This window comes from Pseudomonas sp. Root569, assembly GCF_001427465.1.
Taxonomy (GTDB): Bacteria; Pseudomonadota; Gammaproteobacteria; order Pseudomonadales; family Pseudomonadaceae; genus Aquipseudomonas; species Aquipseudomonas synxantha.
The window spans coordinates 1-19,713 of the sequence record NZ_LMGQ01000016.1; the positions used below are offsets into that span (position 1 = coordinate 1).

The 19,713-nt window shown below is 60.7% G+C and carries 18 protein-coding genes; 6 read left to right on the plus strand and 12 right to left on the minus strand.

Features of this window, described 5'->3' with window-relative positions; genetic code table 11:
* Positions 1-88: 88 nt before the first annotated feature.
* From ASD70_RS14990 to gcl, 8 genes are all read right to left on the minus strand, one after another.
* The gene (locus ASD70_RS14990; protein WP_046069103.1) at positions 89-1,090 is read right to left on the minus strand and encodes a sulfate ABC transporter substrate-binding protein; all 1,002 of its coding nucleotides are present in this window, start codon (positions 1,088-1,090) and stop codon (positions 89-91) included.
* 94 nt (positions 1,091-1,184) lie between these two features.
* Positions 1,185-2,009: an ion transporter gene (locus tag ASD70_RS14995; RefSeq protein WP_056846829.1), complete on the minus strand. Its 825-nt coding sequence runs from the start codon at positions 2,007-2,009 to the stop codon at positions 1,185-1,187.
* Between the two features lie 31 nt (positions 2,010-2,040).
* Positions 2,041-2,916 carry an urea transporter gene (locus ASD70_RS15000; RefSeq protein ID WP_056846830.1) on the minus strand — a complete coding sequence of 292 codons (876 nt, stop codon included), beginning with the start codon at positions 2,914-2,916 and terminating at the stop codon, positions 2,041-2,043.
* Positions 2,917-3,021: 105 nt separating this feature from the next.
* Positions 3,022-4,437 (minus strand): pyruvate kinase, encoded by a 1,416-nt coding sequence (gene pyk, locus ASD70_RS15005; RefSeq protein ID WP_056846831.1) that lies wholly within the window; start codon positions 4,435-4,437, stop codon positions 3,022-3,024.
* Positions 4,427-5,707 carry a glycerate kinase type-2 family protein gene (locus ASD70_RS15010; RefSeq protein ID WP_056846832.1) on the minus strand — a complete coding sequence of 427 codons (1,281 nt, stop codon included), beginning with the start codon at positions 5,705-5,707 and terminating at the stop codon, positions 4,427-4,429. The genes pyk and ASD70_RS15010 overlap by 11 nt, the downstream gene beginning before the upstream one ends.
* A gap of 149 nt (positions 5,708-5,856) precedes the next feature.
* Positions 5,857-6,747 (minus strand): 2-hydroxy-3-oxopropionate reductase, encoded by an 891-nt coding sequence (locus ASD70_RS15015; RefSeq protein WP_046069098.1) that lies wholly within the window; start codon positions 6,745-6,747, stop codon positions 5,857-5,859.
* Between the two features lie 174 nt (positions 6,748-6,921).
* Positions 6,922-7,704 (minus strand): hydroxypyruvate isomerase, encoded by a 783-nt coding sequence (gene hyi / locus ASD70_RS15020; protein WP_056846833.1) that lies wholly within the window; start codon positions 7,702-7,704, stop codon positions 6,922-6,924.
* Positions 7,705-7,714: 10 nt separating this feature from the next.
* A complete protein-coding gene (gene gcl, locus ASD70_RS15025) occupies positions 7,715-9,490 on the minus strand; it encodes a glyoxylate carboligase (protein WP_034118907.1) in 1,776 nt (591 codons plus the stop codon).
* A 257-nt stretch (positions 9,491-9,747) separates the two neighbouring features.
* On the opposite strand from gcl, the gene ASD70_RS15030 reads away from it, so the two are divergent.
* Positions 9,748-10,188 carry a GlcG/HbpS family heme-binding protein gene (locus tag ASD70_RS15030; protein WP_034118908.1) on the plus strand — a complete coding sequence of 147 codons (441 nt, stop codon included), beginning with the start codon at positions 9,748-9,750 and terminating at the stop codon, positions 10,186-10,188.
* 63 nt (positions 10,189-10,251) lie between these two features.
* Here the strand turns inward: ASD70_RS15030 and ASD70_RS15035 are convergent, their stop codons facing one another.
* On the minus strand, positions 10,252-10,857 hold the full coding sequence (locus ASD70_RS15035) for a TetR/AcrR family transcriptional regulator (protein ID WP_046072537.1): 606 nt from the start codon (positions 10,855-10,857) through the stop codon (positions 10,252-10,254).
* 134 nt (positions 10,858-10,991) lie between these two features.
* Between ASD70_RS15035 and ASD70_RS15040 the strand changes: the two genes are divergently transcribed.
* The gene (locus tag ASD70_RS15040; RefSeq protein WP_046069096.1) at positions 10,992-11,906 is read left to right on the plus strand and encodes a DUF808 domain-containing protein; all 915 of its coding nucleotides are present in this window, start codon (positions 10,992-10,994) and stop codon (positions 11,904-11,906) included.
* Between the two features lie 56 nt (positions 11,907-11,962).
* On the opposite strand, the gene ASD70_RS15045 is transcribed toward ASD70_RS15040, so the two are convergent.
* Positions 11,963-12,718 (minus strand): MlaA family lipoprotein, encoded by a 756-nt coding sequence (locus ASD70_RS15045; protein ID WP_411741021.1) that lies wholly within the window; start codon positions 12,716-12,718, stop codon positions 11,963-11,965.
* 25 nt (positions 12,719-12,743) lie between these two features.
* Positions 12,744-14,042 carry a serine/threonine protein kinase gene (locus ASD70_RS15050; RefSeq protein WP_046069094.1) on the minus strand — a complete coding sequence of 433 codons (1,299 nt, stop codon included), beginning with the start codon at positions 14,040-14,042 and terminating at the stop codon, positions 12,744-12,746.
* A 235-nt stretch (positions 14,043-14,277) separates the two neighbouring features.
* Here ASD70_RS15050 and ASD70_RS15055 point away from each other — a divergent pair, with 235 nt between their 5' ends.
* Complete coding sequence (locus ASD70_RS15055; RefSeq protein WP_056846834.1) at positions 14,278-14,646, plus strand: hypothetical protein; 369 nt, start codon at positions 14,278-14,280, stop codon at positions 14,644-14,646.
* Positions 14,647-14,750: 104 nt separating this feature from the next.
* Here ASD70_RS15055 and ASD70_RS15060 read toward each other — a convergent pair whose 3' ends face one another.
* Positions 14,751-16,304, minus strand: a complete 1,554-nt coding sequence (locus ASD70_RS15060) for a glycoside hydrolase family 17 protein (protein ID WP_056846837.1) — start codon at positions 16,302-16,304, stop codon at positions 14,751-14,753.
* A 333-nt stretch (positions 16,305-16,637) separates the two neighbouring features.
* Between ASD70_RS15060 and ASD70_RS15065 the strand changes: the two genes are divergently transcribed.
* The 3 genes from ASD70_RS15065 (at position 16,638) to ASD70_RS15075 (ending at position 19,711) form a co-directional block, all read left to right on the plus strand.
* Entirely contained in the window at positions 16,638-17,489 is an 852-nt protein-coding gene (locus ASD70_RS15065) for a glycine betaine ABC transporter substrate-binding protein (protein ID WP_046069092.1), read from the plus strand.
* A gap of 255 nt (positions 17,490-17,744) precedes the next feature.
* Positions 17,745-18,056: a DUF485 domain-containing protein gene (locus ASD70_RS15070; RefSeq protein WP_046069091.1), complete on the plus strand. Its 312-nt coding sequence runs from the start codon at positions 17,745-17,747 to the stop codon at positions 18,054-18,056.
* Entirely contained in the window at positions 18,053-19,711 is a 1,659-nt protein-coding gene (locus ASD70_RS15075) for a cation acetate symporter (protein WP_046069090.1), read from the plus strand. The genes ASD70_RS15070 and ASD70_RS15075 overlap by 4 nt, the downstream gene beginning before the upstream one ends.
* The last annotated feature ends 2 nt before the right edge of the window (positions 19,712-19,713 follow it).

Here is a 19,713-nt window from a genome sequence, read left to right on the forward strand (position 1 = left end):
GTCAGTCAGGTCAGTCAGCCTATGCCTTGGCTGACACACCGCCATCGGGAGCAAGCCCCCTCCCACATTTGTTACCGCATTTCTTCAGTTATTGACCACTGTAGATCTGGTCAAACACCCCGCCATCATTGAAGTGGGTCTTCTGCACCGTGCGCCAGTCGCCAAAGGTCTTCTCCACCGACAGGAAGTCCACCTTCGGGAAGCGGTCGGTGTACTTGGCCAACACCTTGGGGTCCCGTGGGCGCAGGTAATTGTTGGCCGCAATTTCCTGGCCTTCCGGCGACCACAGGTACTTCAGGTAGTCTTCCGCCGCAGTACGGGTACCTTTCTTCTCGACCACTTTATCCACCACCGACACAGGCGGCTCGGCTTCGGCGGACACGCTTGGGTAGACCACTTCGAACTGATCGCGACCAAACTCACGGGCGATCATTTCTGCTTCGTTTTCGAAGGTGACCAGCACGTCGCCGATCTGGTTGGTCATGAACGTGGTGGTGGCGGCACGGCCACCGGTGTCCAGCACCGGCGCTTGTTTGAACAGTTTGCCGACGAAGGTCTTGGCCTTCTCTTCGTCGCCGCCGTTCTTGAGCACATAGCCCCAGGCCGACAGGTAGGTGTAGCGGCCATTACCCGAGGTCTTCGGGTTGGGGACGATCACCTGCACGCCGTCCTTGAGCAAATCCGGCCAGTCTTTCAAAGCCTTGGGGTTGCCTTTGCGCACGATGAACACGGTGGCAGAGGTGAACGGTGCACTGTTGTTCGGCAGGCGCGTCACCCAGTTGTCCGGCACCAGTTTGCCATTGTCGACCAGGGCATTGATGTCGGTGGCCATGTTCATGGTAATCACGTCAGCCGGCAGGCCGTCGATCACCGAGCGTGCCTGTTTGCTGGAGCCGCCGAAGGACATCTGCAACGTCAGCTTGTCGTCCGGGTGCTCGGCTTCCCAGTGCTTCTGGAAGGCTGCGTTGTAGTCCTTGTAGAAGTCGCGCATCACGTCGTAGGAGACGTTGAGCAGGGTGGTCGCGGCCTGGGCGGAGCCTGCCAAGGCCAGGCTGGCGGCCAGAAGAGAGGCGCTGAGGATTTTTTTCACTGCTCATTCCTTGTTGTTGGAGAAGAGGGGAGGCAATTTGCCAGCGACTATAGCCGGGCCTGCATAGACCTATAAAGATTAAAAAGACCTTTGCTTATTCCAGTTTATGAAAGAGGTTACTGCCACAGCGCGAGCAAAAAGCTGCATTGGGTTCATGGCTGTTCTTCTTGCAAGCCGGGCAGTCGGTTTGCAGCTGCTCACCGCGTATGGCACTGGCCAGCTCTGCAGTAAAAATGCCCGTCGGCACCGCGATGATCGAATAACCGGTGATCATCACCAGCGACGAAATCACCTGGCCCAGCGGCGTCTTGGGCACGATATCGCCGAAGCCCACGGTGGTCAGGGTGACGATGGCCCAGTAGATGCCCTTGGGAATACTGGTGAACCCATTTTCGGGGCCTTCGATCACGTACATCAGGGTGCCGAACACCGTCACCAGCGTACACACGCTGACCAGGAACACCACGATCTTCTGCTTGCTGCCGCGCAGCGCCGCCATCAGGTAGTTGGCCTGCTTGAGGTACGGGCTGAGCTTGAGTACGCGGAAGATGCGCAGCATGCGAATGATGCGGATGATCAGCAGGTACTGCGCATCGCTGTAGTACAGGGCGAGGATGCCGGGGACGATGGCCAGCAAGTCCACCAGGCCGTAAAAGCTGAAGGCATAGCGCAGCGGCTTGGGCGAGCAATACAGGCGCAGGCCGTATTCGATGGCGAAGATCAGCGTGAAGCCCCACTCGATATAGGCCAGCACATCCGCGTAGTTCTGGTGGATTTCATCGATGCTGTCGAGCATCACGATCACCAGGCTGGCGAGGATGATCAGCAGCAGGATGCCGTCAAAGCGCCGCCCGGCGACGGTGTCGCTTTGGAAAACCATGATGTAGAGCCGCTGGCGCCAGTCGTTGTTACTGTCCATAAGTCCTGCCTGAAGCGAATATCGAGCAAGCCTAGGGGGATTCGAACGGACTGTCCATGTGGGGTTTGCGCAGCATTCGCTGGCCGGCGCGCACCAGCCAGCAGGCGAGGATAAACGGTGCGGTCAGCGCAGGCAGGTGCAGGGCGGCGAAACCTGGGGTGAGGATGATTGCCAGCAGGATGCCCAGCAGCGGCAACCACGGCTGGCGACATGACAAGCCCAGGACCAGGGCGACCAATGCTGGGTTATAGCTGTGCAGGCCGAGCAGGGCGCCAGTGGGGTCGTTCAGCCAAAGGCCGGCCAGCACGCCGACGCTGGCACCGCCGAGTGCCCACAACGCGGCGCGGCGGTCGGCCAGCAGCAAGCCCGCGGCAATCAATACGCCTGCCATGGGTTGCTCCAACAGCATGATTTGTCCAAGACCGATAAATGGAGCGGCGAGAATAGAGAAGGTGCCGGGCTCGGTCAGCGCAAGGGCGCTTCCAGGTACGCACCCGAGCAGCAACCAGCCGAGGCCAACAAAGGGCGCGGTATAGGCGGGCAAGTCCTGGGGCTGGTTCGCGTGTTTCAACCATTGCCGGGTAAGGATCGCGCTCAAGCCCCCGCACGCCAGGATCAACGGTGGCACCAGCGCCGACCAGGCAAAGTGCTGGCTGATCAACAAGCCCAGCAGTACGCCGTTGTAGCTGTACAGTCCAGCCTGGCGCTCAGCTTTGGGATAGCCACGGCGCTGGGCCGTGAGCAACCCCGCGACCCCGCCCAGCAGCGCGCCGCCGAGCAAGGCCGGGGCGCCGATCAGGATCGCCAGCAGGCACAGCAGGCCGCACAGTGGGTGGCGTTGCAGGAAAATCTGGCTGAAGCCATTGAGCAGAGCTTCGGCCCAGTCAGGGCAGGTGTGGTTGTGCATAGCGGCTCCCTGTAGGAGCGAGCTTGCTCGCGAAAAAACCAAGGGCGCCGCGTACATTCAGGCAACCCGCGTCATCGTTGACGTTCTTCGCGAGCAAGCTCGCTCCTACAGTAGGATCTCGATGCGCAACGAATTGGTCGACCCCGGCTGCCCAAACGGCACCCCCGCGGTAATCACCAAGGTATCCCCGCGTTGCGCCATGCCCTGGGCCTGGGCGATTTCCAACGCGGTGGAACACACCTCATCCACCTGGCGCAGACGATCATTGACCACCGAATGCACGCCCCACGCCACGCTCAAGCGCCGCGCCGTGGACAGGTTCGGCGTGAGGTTGAGGATCGGTGCCACCGGCCGTTCCCGTGCGGCGCGCAAGCTGGAACTGCCCGACTCGCTGTAGTTCACCAGCACCGCCACCGGCAGGATGCTGCTGATGCGCCGGATCGCACAGCTGATGGCGTCCGACACCGTGGCATCCGCCTTGGGCCGGCTGACGTCCAGTTGCGCCTGGTAATCCGGGCCGTTTTCCACCTGGCGGATGATCTTGCTCATCATCTGCACGGCTTCCAGCGGATACTCGCCCGACGCGGTTTCCGCCGACAGCATCACGGCGTCCGCGCCTTCGGCCACGGCGTTGGCGACATCGGTGACTTCGGCACGGGTCGGCGCCGGGGAGAAGCGCATGGACTCGAGCATCTGTGTGGCGACCACCACTGGCTTGCCGAGTTGGCGGCAGGTGCTGATGATGTCTTTCTGGATCTGCGGCACGCTTTCGGCCGGTACTTCCACGCCCAGGTCGCCTCTGGCTACCATGATCGCATCGCTCAGCTCGGCAATTTCCTGCAGGCGCTGCACGGCCGAGGGCTTCTCGATCTTGGCCATCAGGAACGCCTTGTCGCCAATCAGCTCGCGGGCCTCGCGGATGTCTTCCGGGCGCTGTACAAACGACAGTGCCACCCAGTCCACGCCCAGTTCCAGGCCGAAGCTCAAGTCGCGGCGATCTTTGGCGGTGAGCGGGCTGAGTTCCAACAAAGCTTGTGGGACGTTTACGCCTTTACGGTCGGACAGCTCACCGCCATTGAGTACGGTGGTGTCGATGGCGTCGGCATGCTTGGTAATCACGCGCAGGCGCAGCTTGCCGTCATCGAGCAGCAAGTCCATGCCCGGTTCAAGGGCTGCGATGATTTCCGGATGGGGCAGGTTGACGCGGCGCTGGTCGCCGGGCGTCGGGTCCAGGTCCAGGCGCAGGGCCTGGCCACGAATCAACTGCACCTTGCCTTCGGCAAAGCGCCCGACCCGCAGCTTTGGCCCTTGCAGATCCATGAGGATGCCCAGTGGGTAGTTCAACTGGCGCTCCACCTGGCGAATCCACTGGTAGCGCTGGGCATGGTCGGCGTGTTCGCCGTGACTGAAGTTGAGACGGAAGATATTCACCCCGGCTTGCACCAACTCAAGGATGTCATCGATGCCGTCGGTTGCCGGGCCCAGGGTGGCGAGGATCTTGACCTTCTTGTCAGGCGTCATGTTTGGCAGTCTCAAGGATCAGGATGGCACGGAAGTCGTTGACGTTGGTGCGGGTCGGCTCGGTGATGATCAAGTCGCCCAGGGCGTCGAAATAGCCGTAGCCGTTGTTGTTATCCAACTCGTCGCTGGCCGACAGGCCCAGGGCTTCGGCGCGGGCGTAGCTGCTGGGGGTCATGATGGCGCCGGCGTTGTCTTCCGAGCCGTCGATGCCATCGGTGTCGCCGGCCAGGGCGTACACGCCGGGCAGGCCCTTTAGGCTGTCGGTGAGGCTGAGCAGGAATTCCGCATTGCGCCCTCCACGGCCATTGCCGCGCACGGTGACGGTGGTCTCGCCGCCAGACAGGATCACGCAGGGCGCCGCCAATGGCTGGCCGTGCTGGACGATCTGCCGGGCGATACCGGCATGTACCTTGGCCACTTCCCGCGCTTCACCCTCCAGGTCGCCGAGGATCAGCGGGCTGAACCCGGCCTGGCGCACTTTCACGGCTACCGCTTCCAGGGATTGCTGTGGGCGGGCGATCAATTGGAAGTGGCTGCGGGCAAGTACCGGGTCGCCGGGCTTGACCGTTTCCGAGTCGGGGTTTTGCAGCCAGCTGTGCACCGAGGCAGGGGCGTCGATGCCGTAGCGCTTGAGAATCCCCAGGGCCTGCTGCGAGGTGCTGGGGTCGCCGACGGTAGGGCCGGAGGCGATCACCGTGGCCTGGTCGCCCGGCACATCGGAAATCGCGTAGGTGTATACGGTGGCCGGCCATGCCGCCTTGGCCAAGCGCCCACCCTTGATCGCCGAGAGGTGTTTGCGCACGCAATTCATCTCGCCGATGGTGGCGCCGGATTTGAGCAGGGCTTTATTGATGGCTTGCTTGTCGGCCAGGCTGATGCCTTCGGCGGGCAGGGCCAGCAATGCGGAGCCGCCGCCGGAGAGCAGGAAGATCACGCGGTCGTCTTCGGTCAGGTGGCTGATCAACTCCAGCACGCGCTGGGCCACGGCCAGGCCGGCAGCGTCGGGGACCGGGTGGGCCGCTTCGACCACCTCGATTTTTTGGCACGGCGCGCCGTGGCCGTAGCGGGTGACCACCAGGCCCGACACTTCGCCCTGCCAGCAATTCTCGACGACCAGGGCCATGGCGGCCGCGGCCTTGCCGGCGCCGATCACGATCACCCGGCCACTGCGTTCGGCAGGCAGGTAAGGCTCAAGCACTTGCCGGGGATGGGCGGCGTCGATGGCTGTGGCAAACAGCTCGCGAAGCAGGTGTTGCGGATCGACCGACATAAGCGGGCTCCCTGGGGATTCTTGTTATTTGTAGGAGCGAGCTTGCTCGCGAAAATCGTCAACGATAACGCGGGTGACCAGGCAGCCAGCGGTGCTCTCAGGTTTTTCGCGAGCAAGCTCGCTCCTACCGGGGGGATTGCGTAATTTCGTTACTTGTCGCGGATCGAGAAGTTGGCCATATGCTCCAAGCCCTTGATCAGCGCCGAGTGGTCCCAGTTACCGCCACCAATGGCCGTGCAGGTGCTGAACACTTGCTGGGTGCCGGCGGTATTCGGCAGGTTGATCCCCAGTTCCTTGGCGCCGGCCAAGGCCAGGTTCAGGTCCTTCTGGTGCAGGTTGATGCGAAAGCCCGGGTCGAAAGTACCCTTGATCATGCGTTCGCCATGCACTTCCAGGATCTTCGACGACGCAAAGCCGCCCATCAGCGCTTCCCGCACCTTGGCCGGGTCGGCGCCGTTCCTGGAGGCGAACAGCAGCGCTTCGGCCACCGCCTGGATGTTCAGTGCAACGATGATCTGGTTGGCGACCTTGGCGGTCTGGCCATCGCCGTTACCGCCCACGAGGGTGATGTTCTTGCCCATGGCCTGGAACAGCGGCAATGCACGTTCGAATGTCTGCGGTTCGCCACCGATCATGATGCTCAAGGTGCCGGCCTTGGCGCCGACTTCACCGCCGGACACCGGTGCGTCCAGATACTGCGCGCCGGTCTCGTTGATCTTCGCCGCGAACGCCTTGGTGGCGGTGGGGGAGATCGAACTCATGTCGATCACCACTTTGTTCGGCGACAGGCCGGCGGCCACGCCGTCGGCGCGCAACAGCACGTCTTCGACCTGTGGGGTGTCCGGCACCATGACGATGATGAATTCGGCTTCTTGCGCGACTTGCTGCGGGTTGGCCAGAGCGATGGCGCCAGCGTCGATCAGCGCTTGCGGGGCCTTGCCATGATGCTCGGACAGAAACAGTTGGTGCCCTGCTTTCTGCAGGTTGGCGGCCATGGGCTGGCCCATGATGCCGGTGCCGATAAATCCGATTTTAGCCATGATCAAAATCCTCTTTTTTATTCGGTAGGCAGACTTGTTGAGGTTTGCCAGACACATCAGGTCCAATGTGGGAGGGGGCTTGCTCCCGATAGCGGTGCATCAGTCGACACACCTGTTGAATGAAAGATTGCTATCGGGAGCAAGCCCCCTCCCACAGGGGTTAGGCGGTATGTGTTAGAGCGCGTTATGGGTATTGAGCCAACCCAAACCTGCTTCGGTGGTGGTCAATGGCTTGTACTCACAGCCAACCCAACCCGTGTAGCCAATGCGGTCCAGATGCTCGAACAGGAAGCGATAGTTGATCTCCCCAGTCCCCGGCTCATTGCGCCCCGGGTTATCCGCCAGCTGGATATGGTTGATCACACCCAGGTGCGTTGCCATGGTCCGCGCCAGGTCACCTTCCATGATCTGCATGTGGTAGATGTCGTATTGCAGGAACAGGTTGTCGCTGCCCACCTGCTCGCGAATCGCCAGGGCCTGGGCCGTGTTATTCAGGTAGAAGCCCGGGATGTCGCGGGTGTTGATCATCTCCATCACCAGCTTGATGCCTGCCGCTTGCAGCTTGTCGGCGGCGTACTTGAGATTGGCGACAAAGGTCTTTTCCAGGGTTTCGTCTTCCACGCCCTGTGGCCGGATACCCGCCAGGCAGTTGATCTGGGTGTTACCCAGTACCTGGGCGTAGGCGATAGCCAGCTTGACCCCGGCGCGGAATTCCTCGACCCGGTCCGGGTGGCAGGCCAGGCCGCGCTCGCCCTTGGCCCAGTCGCCGGCCGGCAAGTTGAACAGCACTTGGCTCAGGCCGTTGGCATCGAGCTGCGCCTTGATCTCGGCGGAGCTGAACTCATACGGGAACAGGTATTCCACGCCTTCGAAGCCGGCATCGGCGGCGGCCTTGAAGCGCGCAAGGAAGTCCTGTTCGGTAAACAGCATGGACAGGTTGGCGGCGAAACGCGGCATAGGGTTCTCCTTAATCGAGCAGGGAAATGGCGGTCGGTGCATCGTTGCCGACCAGGGCCAGGTCTTCGAATTCATTGACGGCGTTGATTTCGGTGCCCATGGAAATATTGGTCACCCGTTCCAGAATAATCTCAACGATCACCGGCACCTTGAATTCTTCGATCATTTCCTGGGCGCGGCGCAGGGCCGGCTGGATCTGCCCTGGCTCGAACACGCGCAGGGCCTTGCAACCCAGGCCCTCGGCGACGGCCACATGGTCGACGCCATAGCCGTTGAGCTCCGGGGCATTGAGGTTGTCGAAGGACAGCTGCACGCAATAGTCCATTTCAAAGCCGCGCTGGGCCTGGCGGATCAGCCCCAGGTAGGAGTTATTCACCACCACGTGGATGTACGGCAGCTTGAATTGCGCGCCCACCGCCAGTTCTTCGATCATGAACTGGAAGTCATAGTCGCCCGACAACGCCACTACCTTGCGGCTCGGGTCGGCCTTGACCACGCCCAGCGCCGCAGGAATGGTCCAGCCCAACGGGCCGGCCTGACCGCAGTTGATCCAGTGGCGTGGCTTGTAGACGTGCAGGAATTGCGCGCCGGCAATCTGCGACAGGCCGATGGTGCTGACGTAGCAGGTGTCTTTGCCGAACACCTGGTTCATTTCTTCATACACGCGCTGTGGCTTGACCGGCACGTTGTCGAAGTGGGTCTTGCGGTGCAAGGTGGCTTTGCGCTGCTGGCAGTCGTGCAACCAGGCACTGCGGTCCTTGAGCTTGCCGGCGGCTTTCCATTCGCGGGCCACTTCGATAAACATCGTCAGGGCGGAGCCGGCGTCGGAAACGATGCCCAGGTCCGGGGTGAACACGCGGCCAATCTGCGTCGGCTCGATGTCGACGTGGATGAATTTACGCCCTTCGGTGTAGACCTCCACCGAACCGGTGTGGCGGTTGGCCCAGCGGTTGCCGATACCCAGCACCACGTCCGACTTGAGCATCGTGGCGTTGCCATAACGGTGGGAAGTTTGCAGGCCGACCATACCCACCATCAGCGGGTGATCGTCGGGAATGGTACCCCAGCCCATCAGGGTCGGGATCACTGGGATGCCAGTCAATTCAGCGAACTCCACCAGCAATTCACTGGCGTCGGCGTTGATCACGCCACCGCCACTGACCAGCAATGGGCGCTCAGCCTGGTCGAGCAGGGCCAGGGCTTTTTCGACCTGGATACGCGTGGCCAACGGCTTGGCCAGAGGCAGCGGTTGGTAGGCATCGATATCGAACTCGATCTCGGCCATTTGCACGTCGAATGGCAAGTCGATCAGCACCGGACCTGGACGGCCGGAGCGCATTTCATAAAAGGCTTTCTGGAACGCGTAGGGCACTTGGCCTGGTTCCAGCACGGTGGTCGCCCACTTGGTCACCGGCTTGACGATGCTGGTGATATCCACGGCCTGGAAGTCTTCCTTGTGCATGCGAGCGCGGGGGGCTTGCCCGGTGATGCACAGGATAGGGATCGAATCGGCGGAGGCGCTGTATAAGCCGGTGACCATGTCGGTGCCCGCTGGCCCAGAGGTGCCGATGCACACACCGATATTGCCGGCCTTGGTGCGAGTGTAGCCCTCGGCCATGTGCGAGGCGCCTTCAACATGGCGAGCAAGGACGTGATCGATGCCGCCCACCTTCTGCAAGGCCGAATACAGCGGGTTGATCGCAGCGCCTGGGATACCGAAGGCGGTATCCACACCTTCACGGCGCATCACCAGGACGGCGGCTTCGATTGCTCTCATTTTGCTCATGGTTTTGGTGCCTCTTGCGTTTTGTAATTGTATACAAGTGGTGTCGGTGCAAAGTGTATTCACGGCGGGCTACGCAGGTCAATGCATTTTGTGACAGGGCCTTCGCGTCCGTCGGAATGACTTTTTTCGACGTATGGAGCCTTTGTTTGAAAATATTGTATACAAAAACAAATATCATTGTGTTCTATTTGTTTGGTCAAGCATCTGATCAAACAGAACGCCAAGGCTTTACCCATAACAAGATAAGGACGGCACCTATGAGCGCTTTAACCTTGAAACTCGCGACCCAACTGGCCAGTCAGGCCCTTACCGCTGGCCGCACGATTTCAGCTGCGCCGCTGACGATTGCGGTACTCGATAGCGGTGGTCACTTGATTACCTTGCAACGGGAAGACGGCGCGAGCCTGCTGCGCCCGCAAATCGCCATCGGCAAGGCCTGGGGCGCCATAGCCCTGGGCAAGGGTTCACGTTTGCTGGCGCTGGACGCACAGCAGCGTCCGGCATTTATCGCGGCGTTGAACAGCCTGGGGCAGGGCAGCGTGGTGCCGGCGCCGGGTGGGGTGTTGATTCGGGATCAGGCGGGATTGGTGTTGGGGGCGATCGGGATCAGTGGGGATACGTCCGATATTGATGAGCAGTGTGCGATCACGGCGATTGAGGGGGTGGGGTTGATGGCGGATGCGGGGGTGTCTGCCTGATCCTGTGTGACTGTTAGGGCCAATCGGGGGCAAGCCCCCGATTGGCACAGGCACCGCGGTCTATCAGTCCGGCTCACACCCCTTGAGCACCAACCGAATAATCGTCTGCGCCGCCGCCTCATAGTCGGCTTCATCCAACTTGGCCTTGCCGGTCACGGCCGAGATCTGCCAGTCAAAGTCCGCATAGGTCTGGGTCGCCGCCCAGATGCTGAACATCAGGTGATTAGGGTCGATAGTCGCAATCAACCCACGATCCACCCAGTTCTGGATGCAATCAATATTATGCTTGGCCTGGGCGTTGAGCTGTTCAACCTGTTCGGTGCTCAAGTGCGGGGCGCCGTGCATGATTTCGCTGGCAAACACCTTGGAGGCAAATGGCAGGTCACGGGAAATGCGGATTTTCGAGCGGATGTAGTTGCTCAGCACTTCCTTGGGCTCGCCGTCTGGGTTGAACGGCGTGGAGGCGGCCAGGATCGGCTCGATAATGCTTTCGAGCACCTCGCGGTAGAGGTTGTCCTTGGACTTGAAGTAGTAATAGACGTTGGGCTTGGGCAGCCCGGCCTTGGCGGCGATGTCGCTGGTCTTGGTCGCGGCGAAGCCCTTGTCGGCAAACTCCTCGCTTGCCGCCCGCAGGATTTTTTCTTTGTTGCGCTCGCGAATGCTGCTCATAAACCAGAGGTTTCCTTGCCATGACAGGCGGTTGCGCATGGTAGCACCGGCCATCCGCGGGCCTCAACAATCTGCCCATAACGCCTTGCGCCGCGCTATGCTCGCCCGATCTCCCCCTTACGGATACTTGATTCATGGCAGGAAGCAGCTTGTTGGTGTTGATCGACGATATCGCCGCGGTACTCGATGACGTCGCCCTGATGACAAAAATGGCGGCGAAGAAGACCGCCGGTGTGCTGGGTGACGACCTGGCGCTCAATGCCCAGCAGGTCTCCGGGGTGCGCGCCGAGCGGGAAATTCCGGTGGTGTGGGCGGTGGCCAAGGGCTCGTTTATCAACAAGTTGATCCTGGTGCCTACCGCGCTGTTGATCAGCGCCTTCGCGCCCTGGGCGGTGACGCCATTGTTGATGCTCGGTGGTGCCTACCTGTGTTTCGAAGGCTTCGAGAAACTGGCGCATAAATTCCTGCACAGCAAGGCCGAAGACCAGGCCGAGCACGCGCAATTGGTCGAAGCTGTGGCCGACCCGGCCACCGACCTGGTGGCCTTTGAAAGGGACAAGATCAAAGGCGCGATCCGCACCGACTTTATCCTCTCCGCAGAAATCATCGCCATCACCCTGGGCACCGTGGCCGAAGCACCGTTGATGCAGCAGGTGGTGGTGCTGTCGGGCATTGCGATCGTCATGACCGTGGGTGTGTATGGGCTGGTGGCAGGTATCGTCAAGCTTGACGACCTGGGGCTGTGGTTGACCCAGAAGCCGGGTCAGGTGGCACGCCGTATCGGGGGTGCCATTTTGCGCGCCGCGCCGTACATGATGAAAAGCCTGTCGGTGATCGGTACGGCGGCGATGTTCATGGTTGGTGGCGGCATCCTCACCCATGGTGTGCCGGTGGTGCATCACTGGATTGAATCCGTTAGCCAGAGCACCGGGGCGCTCGCGTGGTTGATGCCGACGTTGCTGAATGCCGTGGCGGGGATTATTGCCGGGGCCGCTGTATTGGCGGTGGTCAGTGTGGTTGGCAAAAGTTGGAAAGCAATCAGAGCTTAACCTTGCGGGCACAAAAAAGGCCATTCAATCGAATGGCCTTTTTCATGGCGCTTGGCTTACTCGGCAATCTGCAACTTGCGCGATTCGGTATAGATATACCGCACCTTCTCATATTCAAACGGCGAGTTCATCTGCCCATAGCGGAAGCTGGTCTGATAGCGCTTATCTACCGCGCGCAGGGCCCAGATTTCCGGGTGGTTGGAGCTGACTTCTGACACGTTGAGGAAGTTGATCTGGGTCTCGGCGCTGTAGTCGACGATCAGGCCGGTGGTGTCGCGCAGGTTCGACGGGCCGAAGATCGGCAGGACCACGTAGGCGCCGCCGGGCACGCCGTAGAAGCCCAGGGTCTGGCCGAAGTCTTCACTCTGGCGCGGCAGGCCCATGGCGGTGGCCGGGTCCCATAGGCCGGCGACGCCTATGGTGGTGTTGACCAGCAAGCGCCCGGTGGTTTCCAGGGAGCGGTGGCCCTTGAGCTGCAGCAGGCTGTTCAACAGGTTGGGTACATCGCCCAGGTTGTTGAAGAAGTTGCTCACGCCGGTACGCAGGAAGCTTGGCGTGACATAGCGGTAGCCATTGACCACCGGCAGGAACACCCACTGGTCGAAGCGGTAGTTGAAGTGGTACACGCGACGGTTCCACGACTCCAACGGGTCATACACGTTGAGAGCGGTCAGCGATGAGCGTTCGAACTCGCGCTGGTCCAGGCCGGGGTTGAACTTGAGCTTGGTCAGCGGCTCCTTGAAGCCGTCGGCACCGACCTTGACCGGTTCATGGGCCTTGCTGTTGTCGGCATTGGCCACGCCTGTGCACATCAGTGCGGCAAGCAGCAAAAGATATTTAGCCACGGAAGAACTCCAGCATGGCGTCGGCGTTGACGCGGTAATTGAGGTTGCCGCAGTGGCCGCCCAGCGGGTAGACGGTCAAGCGATTGCCGAAGGTTTTACGCAGGAAACCCAGGTCGCCAGGGCCGAGGATCACGTCGTCGGCGTTGTGCATCACGGCGATTTTCGGGCTGTCGCGCAGATAGTCCTCCAGCGCATACAGGCTCACCTGGTCGACCAACTGCAGCAGGCTGCCGCCATCGGAACGGGCGCGCCACATCGGAATCACTTGTTCGGTGAGGTAGCAGTCGAAGTCGCATTGCAGGGCACGCTTGAGGAACGGCGTGAGGCTGGTGCCTTCGGTGATCGGGTATTTAGGCGGGATGATCAGGCCGCGGCGGTTGATCAGGTCCGAGGTAAAGGCGATGTCTGCAGCCGAAAAGCGGAACGAAGTGCCGATCAACATGGCCATCTGTTCGTTGCTCAGGTGCTGCTTGGACTGTTGGAAGTCATAGAGCAGGGCATCGTTGAGGTCGATGTAGCCTTTTTGCTGGAAGTAGCGGGTCAGTTTGCTCAACACCAGCTCATAGAAGGTAGTGGTGTTGTTGATGCCCTTGACCTCGGTCTGTACCAGCTTGTCGAGGTTGGTGATCGAGGTGTAGAGGTTGACCGGCGGGTTGAGCAGCAGCACTTTCTTGAAGTTGAAGGTGCGGCGTGTCTCGTCGAGCTTGCTGACGAACGCTGCATCCAGCGCGCCCAGGCTATAGCCGGTGAGGTAGAAGTCGGTGACCGGCAGCGAGGCGTTCTGCGCGCGCACGGCTTGCATCACGCGGTACATGTCTTCGGCGTCTTCCTGGGTGATACCCGGGGTGGCGAAGCGCGAGGCAGCGCTGATGAAGTCGAAGCTGGTGGGCGATGACAACTGCACCACGTGATAGCCGGCCTGGTAATACAGCTTCTTCAGGTATTCGTTGATGCTGCTGTCGAACCGCGCACCGGTGCCGGCGATCAGGAAGATCAGCGGCGCAGCACGGTCCTGCTTGGCGATGCGGTAGGTGAGTTTCTTCACCGCCCAGAAATTGTCCGGCAGGCTGAACTCGCGTTCGGGGCGCATATTCAGGGTGTAGTCGGATTGGTTGATCTCATCATCGGTCGGCAAGGTTGGCCGAAGATCGGGAGGCGTGGTGGCGATGGTCGCTTCGAACGGGTTGGTCAAAGGGTAGCCATAGCTGGCCTGGTCGATATCGACGGCCAGTGCTGACGCACTCAAAAATAGGCTGCCCAGCAAGGCAGCACAGCGCAAGGAACGGAGCATGACTTAATCCCTAAGAGGAAACGTGCTGAATGAAGTTCGCAGGCTATGACCACCGCGTTGCCACCGAAGTGCCAGCCTGCGGCACGAAAAGTCGGAAAAAGCGTCGGAATCGGGGGTAATAGTTGCCAGACGATACACTTTGCCGAGCTATGTTGAACAGATATCTGCGCGAACACCTTGCTAACGGCCGCGGTGGGATTAAGCTGAGCGCCGTTTTTGCCTATCGGAGTGCCCCATGTCCCGCCGCTTGCCGTTGATTTTGCTGCTTATTGCCCTGCCGTTATGGCTGGCCGCCAGCTATGCCGCACGTTATGGCTTTATGGAGGATGGGCAGTGGGTCGGCCTCTGCGCTGATGAAGCCAGCCGCTGGGAGTGCCAGGCGCGTTCCAACCTGGGGTTGATGATTCACTTCAAGGTGCTGGGCTGGGCGGCGTTGATCACGTCGGTGCTGGCGTTTTTCGTGCCGGGGCGTGCGGGGTGGGCTTTGGCGGTGCTGGGGATGGTGTTCGGGTTACCGGCGCTGGCGTTGTACAACACCACGTTTGCGGTGTTCGCGGTGGTGATTGCGGGGTTGCGGTTGGTCAGGAAGCCTCGGGGCGCCTGATAGGGCCAATCGGGAGCAAGCCCCTCCCACACTTGATTGGGTTCACATATTTCTATTTGTGAATACGGTCAAGTGTGGGAGGGGGCTTGCTCCCGATGGCAGTGTTAAGCCTTGCGCACCCGCAAGCATCGCCACAATGCTGCAACCATGAGTACGCTGACCACCGCCCAACCCCAAGCCTGCTGGTTCAACAAGCCTTCCCGGTACAACTGCGGTGCAATGCCGGCACCGATAATGAAGGCCAGCAGCGCAATCTCCCGGCGTGGTCCGGTTACCGGGCGCATCAGGTACACCAGGGCTGGCAGCACCAGCGCCGCGCTTGGGAAGCTGCGGTAACGCGGGTCAAACACCAGCGCCAGCATCATTACCGCCCCCGCAAACCCGGCAATCGCCACCAGCCAACCGGCGCGTTGCTCCAGCCAGTCGAACGCTCGCGCGCGCCAGCCGTCACGGGCGCTGAGGGCCAGGGCGGCGTGGGCCAGCACCAGCAGGTTAAGTACCACCAGCAAACCGGCCCATACCCACTCATCGTTGAAGCGTGCGGTGACGCGGGTCAGTTCGGCCCAGGTGCCGATGGAACAGGCTGCAACGGCGCCCAGCAAGGGCAGCATCAGCGCCGAGCGCGTGCTACGTACGCGGCCGCCGAGCACCAGGGTGCCGAGCAGGATGAGCCCGCCCACGCCCAGCCACAGCGACCAGTGCGGCACATTGGTTACGGGGCCGGCTAGGATGGCTTTGTCCTGGCGGTCTGCATCGAACAGCCCCCAATACCCGCCGACAGCACCTTCACTGGCGCGCTTCCACGGTTGGTCAAAGGCTTCGATCAGGTTGTAGCGCCAGCCATTGGCTTCGGCCATGGCCACGAAGCCACGCATGAACTTGGCCTCATTGACCCGGCTTGGCACGGCGGTTTCGCGCTGGCGGCCTTCGCTGGGCCAGCCAGTCTCGCCGATCACAATGTCCTTGGGCGCGAACTGGTGGCCAAAGGTCTGGCGCACATCGCCCACGTGCTTGAGCGCCTGGTCGATGCCGGACGGGTCATCTTCCCAGTACGGCAGCAGGTGAATGGTGAGGAAATCCACCGCCGGGGCGATTTCCGGGTGTTGCAGCCAGAACTCCCAGACATCGGCATAGGTGACCGGCTGTTTGATCTGGCTTTTGACTGTTTGAATCAGCGCCACCAATTGCTTGGCGGTCACTTCCTTGCGCAACAGGGCTTCGTTGCCGACGATCACTGAGGTGACGATGTCAGGATTGGCATTGGCAGCAGCGATCAGTTCGTTGATTTCTTTCTGGGTCGCCACTGGATCGCTGCTGACCCAGGCCCCGGCCATCACCTTCAACCCATGCTTGCGCGCCAGGTCGGGCAAGGACTCCAGGCCCGTCATGGAGTAGGTGCGAATGCACTCAAAACGCGTGGCAAGCAGTGCCAGGTCGGCGTCCATGCGCTCGGGGCGCAGCTTGAACGGCTGGTCGAAGGGCGACTGATCCTTGTCGAACGGCGTATAGGACGCACACTGCATCTTGTGGCTGGCGCTGGCGACGTCCGGCAACACCACCGGCCGGCCGAGGCCGTACCAGTAGCCGACAAGGGCAAGTAGGCCGAGGATCAAGGCGAGAAAATAGGGCAGGGCAGGGAAGCGGGCAGTCGCGGGCATGGTCGGCTTATCTGGGGGAGCAAAGGCGCGCATCTTACCCGCAATTGACTCCTTTCAGTGGGGCTGCATGATTTTGACATGCAAAGTTCGGGCGGAATTCTGGCGTCAAGTTGTAGGAAGTCTCCTGCTGGCTATGTGATGTCGTTTCTTGCTCAGCCGAGGTCGCTGGCAGAGCAGGTCCATGGACCCTGCAGGTTGATTATCGAAGGGTCAGAACTCCACTGATGTCTTGGGCAACCGGATCGATGCGCGTGAAGGAGGCGCGGTGCACCCTATAACAACAGTTTGACGTCGCTCGGCATCCGTCGGGCGCAGCACTTTCGGGAAAGTACTATGAAGATGCGACGACTCTTGGGCGCAGCTGCCACGTTGGTAGTTGCGATGGGCTCCACACTGGCCAGCGCCGACAGCAAGACCCTGAGCCTCGGCTACGTGGACGGTTGGTCCGACAGCGTGGCTACCACCCATGTGGCGGCAGAAGTGATCAGGGAAAAACTTGGCTACGACGTGAAGCTGCAAGCCGTCGCCACCGGGATCATGTGGCAGGGCGTCGCCACCGGCAAACTCGATGCCATGCTCTCCGCCTGGCTACCCGTGACCCACGGCGAATACTGGGCCAAGAACAAAGACAAGGTGGTCGACTACGGCCCCAACTTCAAGGATGCGAAGATCGGCCTGATCGTGCCAGAGTACGTCAAGGCCAAATCCATTGAAGACCTCAAGACCGATACCACCTTCAAGAACAAGATCGTCGGCATCGACGCCGGTTCAGGCGTAATGCTCAAGACCGACGAAGCCATCAAGCAATATGGCCTGGACTACAAGCTGCAAGCCAGCTCGGGCGCGGCGATGATCGCCGAACTGACCCGTGCCGAAGACAAGCAGGACTCCATTGCCGTGACCGGTTGGGTGCCGCACTGGATGTTTGCTAAGTGGAAACTGCGTTTCCTGGACGACCCCAAAGGGATTTATGGTGCTGCTGAAACCGTCAACAGCATCGGCAGCAAGGGCCTGGAGAAGAAAGCACCGGAAGTGGCGGCTTTCCTGAAGAAATTCCAGTGGGCCTCCAAGGATGAGATCGGCGAAGTCATGCTCGCGATCCAGGAAGGCGCCAAGCCTGATGCGGCGGCCAAGGATTGGGTGGCCAAGCACCCTGAGCGCGTGGCCGAATGGACCGCTAAATAAAAGCCACTGATGCACCCCTGTGGGAGGGGGCTTGCCCCGATAGCGGTATGTCAGTCACAGATTTTTTGACTGGTACACCGCTATCGGGAGCAGGCCCCCTCCCACACTGGTTTCGCACCGCCTCAAATCTTCCTGCGCTTTGGCCATCCCTCGCTACACTCGATCTACTACTAAGGTCGTCTGGAACCCTTTCCACAGCCGCATACAGTGGATACGTTCCAATAATAAAAAAGCTGTGCTGCGAGGATAAAAACAATGAACGACAGCATTTACCTCTCGATTCAAAACAGCCCGCGTTTCAAGGAGCTGGTCAGGAAAAGGGAAAAGTTCGCCTGGATTCTCTCGGCGATCATGCTAGGGCTTTACTCCGGTTTCATCCTGTTGATCGCCTACGGGCCGCAAGTACTGGGGGCCAAGCTCAGCCCTGGTTCATCCATCACCTGGGGTATCCCCATCGGGGTCGGGCTGATTGTCTCGGCCTTCATCCTCACCGGTATCTATGTGCGACGCGCCAACGGCGAATTCGACGACCTGAACAATGCGATTCTCAAGGAGGCTGCGCAATGATCCGTCGTCTATTGGCTGTATTCGGCGCTTGCGTCTTTGCGCCCGCCGTTTGGGCGGCAGATGCATTGACCGGTGAAGTGCACAAGCAACCGCTGAATATCGCAGCGATCCTGATGTTCGTGGCCTTTGTCGGCGCGACGTTGTGCATCACCTACTGGGCGTCCAAGCGCAACAAGTCGGCGGCCGACTACTATGCGGCAGGCGGCAAGATCACCGGCTTCCAGAACGGCCTGGCGATTGCCGGTGACTACATGTCGGCGGCGTCCTTCCTGGGTATTTCCGCGCTGGTGTTTACCTCTGGCTACGACGGCCTGATCTACTCGATCGGCTTCCTGGTGGGCTGGCCGATCATCCTGTTCCTGATCGCCGAGCGCCTGCGTAACCTGGGCAAATACACCTTTGCCGACGTGGCGTCCTATCGCCTCGGGCAAACCCAGATCCGCAGCCTCTCGGCCTGTGGCTCGCTGGTGGTGGTGGCGTTCTACCTGATCGCGCAGATGGTTGGCGCGGGCAAGCTGATCCAGCTGCTGTTCGGCCTGGACTACCACGTGGCGGTGATCCTGGTCGGCATCCTGATGTGCTTGTACGTGTTGTTCGGCGGCATGCTGGCGACCACCTGGGTGCAGATCATCAAGGCGGTGCTGTTGCTGTCCGGTGCCTCGTTCATGGCGCTGATGGTGATGAAGCACGTCAACTTTGACTTCAACATGCTGTTCTCCGAGGCGATCAAGGTTCACCCTAAAGGTGAAGCGATCATGAGCCCGGGCGGCCTGGTGAAAGATCCGATCTCGGCATTCTCCCTTGGCCTGGCCCTGATGTTCGGTACTGCCGGCCTGCCGCACATCCTGATGCGTTTCTTCACCGTGAGCGACGCCAAGGAAGCGCGTAAGAGCGTGCTGTACGCTACGGGCTTCATCGGCTACTTCTATATCCTGACCTTTATCATCGGCTTCGGCGCGATCCTGCTGGTCAGCACCAATCCGGCGTTCAAGGATGCGGCAGGCGCATTGCTCGGCGGTAACAACATGGCGGCGGTGCACCTGGCCAACGCGGTGGGTGGCAGCATCTTCCTGGGCTTTATCTCGGCCGTGGCCTTCGCCACCATCCTCGCGGTGGTTGCCGGCTTGACCCTGGCCGGTGCCTCGGCGGTATCCCATGACCTGTACGCCAGCGTGATCAAGAAGGGCAAGGCCAACGAGAAGGATGAGATTCGCGTGTCGAAGATCACCACCATCGCCCTGGCGGTGCTGGCTATCGGCCTGGGTATCCTGTTCGAAAGTCAGAACATTGCGTTCATGGTCGGCTTGGCGTTCTCGATTGCCGCCAGCTGTAACTTCCCGGTACTGCTGCTTTCCATGTACTGGAAAAACCTCACCACCCGTGGCGCCATGATCGGCGGCTGGCTGGGCTTGATCAGTGCCGTGGGCCTGATGATCCTCGGTCCGACCATCTGGGTCTCGATCCTGCACCATGAAAAAGCCATCTTCCCGTACGAGTACCCGGCGTTGTTCTCGATGATCATTGCGTTCATCGGCATCTGGTTCTTCTCCATCACCGACAAGTCGGCGGCGGCAGAGAAAGAGCGTGCGCTGTACTTCCCGCAGTTTGTGCGTTCGCAGACTGGCCTGGGGGCGAGCGGGGCGGTTAACCACTAAGG

What these genes read in the sequence shown, in the direction of transcription:
- ASD70_RS14995 (WP_056846829.1), bottom strand. Translation starts at nt 2,009, where the DNA reads ATGGACAGTAACAACGACTGGCGCCAGCGGCTCTACATCATGGTTTTC.
- ASD70_RS15000 (WP_056846830.1), bottom strand. Translation starts at nt 2,916, where the DNA reads ATGCACAACCACACCTGCCCTGACTGGGCCGAAGCTCTGCTCAATGGC.
- pyk (WP_056846831.1), bottom strand. Translation starts at nt 4,437, where the DNA reads ATGACGCCTGACAAGAAGGTCAAGATCCTCGCCACCCTGGGCCCGGCA.
- ASD70_RS15010 (WP_056846832.1), bottom strand. Translation starts at nt 5,707, where the DNA reads ATGTCGGTCGATCCGCAACACCTGCTTCGCGAGCTGTTTGCCACAGCC.
- ASD70_RS15015 (WP_046069098.1), bottom strand. Translation starts at nt 6,747, where the DNA reads ATGGCTAAAATCGGATTTATCGGCACCGGCATCATGGGCCAGCCCATG.
- hyi (WP_056846833.1), bottom strand. Translation starts at nt 7,704, where the DNA reads ATGCCGCGTTTCGCCGCCAACCTGTCCATGCTGTTTACCGAACAGGAC.
- gcl (WP_034118907.1), bottom strand. Translation starts at nt 9,490, where the DNA reads ATGAGCAAAATGAGAGCAATCGAAGCCGCCGTCCTGGTGATGCGCCGT.
- ASD70_RS15030 (WP_034118908.1), top strand. Translation starts at nt 9,748, where the DNA reads ATGAGCGCTTTAACCTTGAAACTCGCGACCCAACTGGCCAGTCAGGCC.
- ASD70_RS15035 (WP_046072537.1), bottom strand. Translation starts at nt 10,857, where the DNA reads ATGAGCAGCATTCGCGAGCGCAACAAAGAAAAAATCCTGCGGGCGGCA.
- ASD70_RS15040 (WP_046069096.1), top strand. Translation starts at nt 10,992, where the DNA reads ATGGCAGGAAGCAGCTTGTTGGTGTTGATCGACGATATCGCCGCGGTA.
- ASD70_RS15045 (WP_411741021.1), bottom strand. Translation starts at nt 12,718, where the DNA reads ATGTGCACAGGCGTGGCCAATGCCGACAACAGCAAGGCCCATGAACCG.
- ASD70_RS15050 (WP_046069094.1), bottom strand. Translation starts at nt 14,042, where the DNA reads ATGCTCCGTTCCTTGCGCTGTGCTGCCTTGCTGGGCAGCCTATTTTTG.
- ASD70_RS15055 (WP_056846834.1), top strand. Translation starts at nt 14,278, where the DNA reads ATGTCCCGCCGCTTGCCGTTGATTTTGCTGCTTATTGCCCTGCCGTTA.
- ASD70_RS15060 (WP_056846837.1), bottom strand. Translation starts at nt 16,304, where the DNA reads ATGCCCGCGACTGCCCGCTTCCCTGCCCTGCCCTATTTTCTCGCCTTG.
- ASD70_RS15065 (WP_046069092.1), top strand. Translation starts at nt 16,638, where the DNA reads ATGAAGATGCGACGACTCTTGGGCGCAGCTGCCACGTTGGTAGTTGCG.
- ASD70_RS15070 (WP_046069091.1), top strand. Translation starts at nt 17,745, where the DNA reads ATGAACGACAGCATTTACCTCTCGATTCAAAACAGCCCGCGTTTCAAG.
- ASD70_RS15075 (WP_046069090.1), top strand. Translation starts at nt 18,053, where the DNA reads ATGATCCGTCGTCTATTGGCTGTATTCGGCGCTTGCGTCTTTGCGCCC.